This window comes from Ruminococcus difficilis, assembly GCF_016680995.1.
Genome location: NZ_JAEQMG010000056.1, coordinates 1 through 4,121 on the forward strand (window position 1 = coordinate 1; position 4,121 = coordinate 4,121).

A 4,121-nucleotide genomic window follows, 5' to 3' on the forward strand; every position below is an offset into this window, starting at 1 on the left:
CGTTACCTCCGTCGAGCGTGACAGTCGTCAGATCAAAGACGGCTCCCTCTTTCTCGCGATCAAGGGCGGCAGAGTGGACGGCCACGATTTCATCGAAAAATGCTACGAACAGGGCGCGGTCTGCGCCCTCTGCGAGAAGGCTCCCGCAAACGCGGAGAAGCCCTATATCCTCGTTCCGTCGACGCTCGACGCGGTCAAGGACATCGCCAAGGCGTACCGCGAGAAATTCGACATCCCGATCGTCGGCGTGTCGGGCAGCGTGGGCAAAACCTCGACAAAGGAAATGCTCTATGCTGTGCTCTCGCAGAAATTCAGAACACACAAGACGCAGGGCAACCTCAACAACGAGCTGGGCGTTCCCCTGACGCTGCTCGCGATGCCCGAGGACGCGGAGGCGGCTGTCATCGAAATGGGTATCTCCGGCTTCGGCGAGATGGAGCGGCTTTCGCGCATGGTACAGCCCACTATCTGCGTGCTGACGATCATCGGCTGCTGCCACCTCGAGAACCTCGGCGACCGCGACGGCGTGTGCAGGGCAAAAACAGAAATGTTCCTCCACGCGCGTGAGAACGCCGCCTATATCCTCAACGGCGACGACGACAAGCTCGGCGCGATTCATGACGTGAACGGCACGGAGCCGATCTTCTTCGGTCTGAGCGAAAAGAACCGCTATCACGCGGAAAACATCGCAAACAACGGTGAGGGCGGCGTGAGCTGCACCCTCTGCTTTGACGGTACCCAGCTCGACGTCGTGATCCCCGCGATCGGCAGCTACATGGTTTCCAACGCCCTCGCGGCTGTCGCGGCAGGAAGGCTGCTCGGACTGACCGTCGAGGAGCTGAAAAACGGCGTGCAGGCTTATAAAACCGTCGGCAGCCGCGCGAATGTCATCAACACGGGCAGGCTTCGCGTGATCGACGACTGCTACAACGCCAACCCGACCTCGGTCAGCGCATCGATCGATTCCTTACAGAATTTCGGAGGCCGCACCGTCGCGATTCTCGGCGACATGAAGGAGCTGGGAAAAGACGAGCTGTCGCTCCATTTCGACACGGGACGCTACGCAAAGGATAAGGGCGTGAACCTTGTTCTCGCGGTCGGACCTCTTGCCACGGAGCTTGCCAGGGGTGCGGACGGCATGTGGTTCGAGAGCATCGAAGCGCTCAAGCACGAGCTGCCCGACTTGCTGCAGGACGGCGACACGGTGCTTGTCAAAGCCTCGCACTCGATGCAGTTTGAGAAAATCACCGCATATATCAAGGATAATTTCACATAAAGGAGAGAGTCATATGTCAGTCGCTTACATGACGCATCCGCTGATCAAACACAAGATTACCATGCTCCGCAAGGAGACGACGGGCACCAACGAATTCCGCAAGATCGTTGAGGAAATCGCGATCCTCATGGGTTATGAGGCGTTGTCCGACCTGCCCACCAGAGACGTTTTGGTGAAAAGCCCCATCGAGGAGAGCATGCAGCCCGAAATTGACGGCAAAAAGCTCGCTGTCGTGCCGATTCTCAGAGCAGGTCTCGGCATGGTCAACGGTATTCTCGCGCTTGTACCGTCCGCAAAGGTCGGTCACATCGGTCTTTACCGCGACCCCGAAACCCACGAGCCTCACGAGTATTACTGCAAGCTGCCCGAGAATATCGATGAGAGAACCATCGTCGTCGTTGACCCGATGCTCGCGACAGGCGGCTCCGCTGTTGCCGCGGTCGACTTCATCAAGCAGAAGGGCGGCAGAAAGATCAAGTTCATGTCCATCATCGCCGCTCCCGAGGGCGTCAGCGCTCTGATGAAGGCACATCCCGACATCCAGCTCTACGTCGGCAACCTCGACAGACAGCTCAACGAGAACGCCTATATCTGCCCCGGTCTCGGCGACGCGGGCGACAGAATCTTCGGCACGCAATAATTTTTCCACATAAAAAAGCCTCCCGGTTCCGAAGAATCGGGAGGTTCTTTTATCAAGAATTGATTAGCAGAAGTATACGTCCATGCTGCCGCTTTCGCCGTCAGCTACGAAATATGCCTTGCTCTCCTCGGGCTTGAGATAAACAGCGATTTCCTTCGCGTCCTTGCCGATGGTAGACTTGATGTTCTTGACTACTTCCTTGGCAGCAACCTGTACGCCGCCGTACTCTACGAAGAAATCAACCTTCTCAGCGGGAGCAGCGGGTGCAGCGGGAGCCGCAGCAGCAACAGCCTTCTCAACAGCTTCGGGCTTCTTGGGAGCGGTCTTCTTGGGAGCAGCCTTCTTGGCGGGAGCCTTTGCAGCCTTCTCCTCAGCCTTAGCAGCCTTCTCAGCAGCCTTCTCCTCAGCCTTTGCAGCCTTCTCGGCAGCCTTTTCCTCAGCCTTTGCAGCCTTGGCAGCAGCCTTCTCTTCAACCTTGGTCTCAACAGCCTTTACAGCTTCTTCTACAGCCTTTACAGCCTTTTTCTTTGCCATTTCAATTTCCTTCTTTCCATTGAATTATGATAATGTTGAAGTCATATCTTTATCATTGATACTATTATACATAGACAAAAATTTTTTGTCAATCATTACAAATTATTTTTGTCGGTTAATACATATTTCCAAATTTTTTGATTTTCTCTTAGGCAGTTTTAACAATGATAAACTGCATATTTTGTCGATTATACCGTCTTGACTTTGTTGCATAAGAAAATCTTCCGCACGCTGTTGCGTTATCCGCGCAAGTATGATAAAATTTTTACAGGGGGGATGCCTATGTTTTTATCAAACTTTCTCATCATCGCGCAGCAGGTCGCTGTGCTGTTTATCCTCATCGCGGTCGGCTTTCTCTGCGGCAAAAAGGGCATGATCACCGAGCACGCGTCGAAGGTCATGACGGATATCGTGCTCTACGTCGTCACGCCCTGCGTGATGGTTTCCGCCTTTCAGCGGGAGTTTTCGTTTGACACGCTGTACATCATGCTGATCGCGGCGGCGACTGCTCTGATTATCCTGGTCGGCTCGATTCTGCTCGCGCGGCTGGTGTTCCGCACCAAGGATATCGGACGGCGGAAGGTGCTGCAATTCGCGTTGATTTTTTCCAACTGCGGCTTCATGTCGCTGCCGCTCCAGAAGGAGCTTCTCGGCGACGACGGCTGGTTCTTTGGTTCGATCTTCGTCGCGGTATTCAACATCGTCGTCTGGAGCTACGGACTGCTCGACATGAGCGGCGACAGAAAACAGCTTTCGGTCAAGAAGATCTTACTCAACCCGGGTATCATGGGCGCGGTATTGGCGACGGTGCTCTTTGTCTGCAACGTCAAGCTTCCGCCGATCATCATCAATCCCGTGACACATCTCGCGAATCTGAACACGCCCATCCCGATGCTGGTGATTGGCTACTATCTCTCGCAGGCAAGCTTTAAAAAAGCCTTTTCCGACAAAGGCTCTTATTTCGCGAGCATTTTCCGCCTGCTCGTAATCCCGCTTATCGCGGCGTTTACGATGTATTTCCTCGGCATGCACAGAGTCATGACTATCGCGTTTACCATCGCGTGTGCAGCGCCTACGGCGGCGACTACGACGATGTTTGCGGCGAAGTTCGACCGCAACGTCGATCTGAGCGTCAGCGTAGTGGCAGCGACGACGGTTCTGTCGCTCATTACGATGCCGTTGATTGTTTCCTTGATTTGGAGTCTATATCCATAACAAAAAAAGGGTGTGCGTTGGCACACCCTCATTTTTATCCCTTACAAAACAAAACAAAGCACTATCTCGCGATAGTGCTTTGTATGTAAAAGGGCAAGTGCCCTGAAAACTGAATAAAGAAGAGATGAAGGAGATGATATTGATACTGACTAGACCAAAGTACCATACTTTGTGGTCAAGCCCTCGACCTATTAGTACTGCCAAGCTGAACATGTCACCATGCTTACACACGCAGCCTATCAACCTCGTAGTCTTCAAGGGGTCTTACTCGTTTACACGATGGGATATCTAATCTTGGAGTCGGTTTCACGCTTAGATGCTTTCAGCGTTTATCCGTTCCGTACATAGCTGCCCAGCTGTGCCACTGGCGTGACAACTGGTGCACCAGAGGTACGTCCATCCCGGTCCTCTCGTACTAAGGACAGAGCTCCTCAAATATCCTGCGCCCACGACAGA

At 53.6% G+C, this 4,121-nt stretch carries 4 protein-coding genes and 1 rRNA gene; 3 read left to right on the plus strand and 2 right to left on the minus strand.

Going from position 1 to position 4,121, the window contains the following annotated elements; genetic code table 11:
• The coding region (locus JKK62_RS07115) for a UDP-N-acetylmuramoyl-tripeptide--D-alanyl-D-alanine ligase (RefSeq protein ID WP_201427324.1) at nucleotides 1–1,276 on the plus strand (1,276 nt) is incomplete at its 5' end.
• Nucleotides 1,277–1,289: 13 nt separating this feature from the next.
• A complete protein-coding gene (gene upp, locus JKK62_RS07120; RefSeq protein WP_092969809.1) occupies nucleotides 1,290–1,916 on the plus strand; it encodes a uracil phosphoribosyltransferase in 627 nt (208 codons plus the stop codon).
• 63 nt (nucleotides 1,917–1,979) lie between these two features.
• On the opposite strand, the gene JKK62_RS07125 is transcribed toward upp, so the two are convergent.
• Nucleotides 1,980–2,450 carry a DUF6465 family protein gene (locus tag JKK62_RS07125; RefSeq protein WP_201427325.1) on the minus strand — a complete coding sequence of 157 codons (471 nt, stop codon included), beginning with the start codon at nucleotides 2,448–2,450 and terminating at the stop codon, nucleotides 1,980–1,982.
• Nucleotides 2,451–2,732: 282 nt separating this feature from the next.
• Here JKK62_RS07125 and JKK62_RS07130 point away from each other — a divergent pair, with 282 nt between their 5' ends.
• Nucleotides 2,733–3,665 (plus strand): AEC family transporter, encoded by a 933-nt coding sequence (locus tag JKK62_RS07130; protein ID WP_201427326.1) that lies wholly within the window; start codon nucleotides 2,733–2,735, stop codon nucleotides 3,663–3,665.
• Between the two features lie 171 nt (nucleotides 3,666–3,836).
• Here the strand turns inward: JKK62_RS07130 and JKK62_RS07135 are convergent.
• Nucleotides 3,837–4,121 (minus strand): 23S ribosomal RNA (locus JKK62_RS07135); the annotation flags it as partial.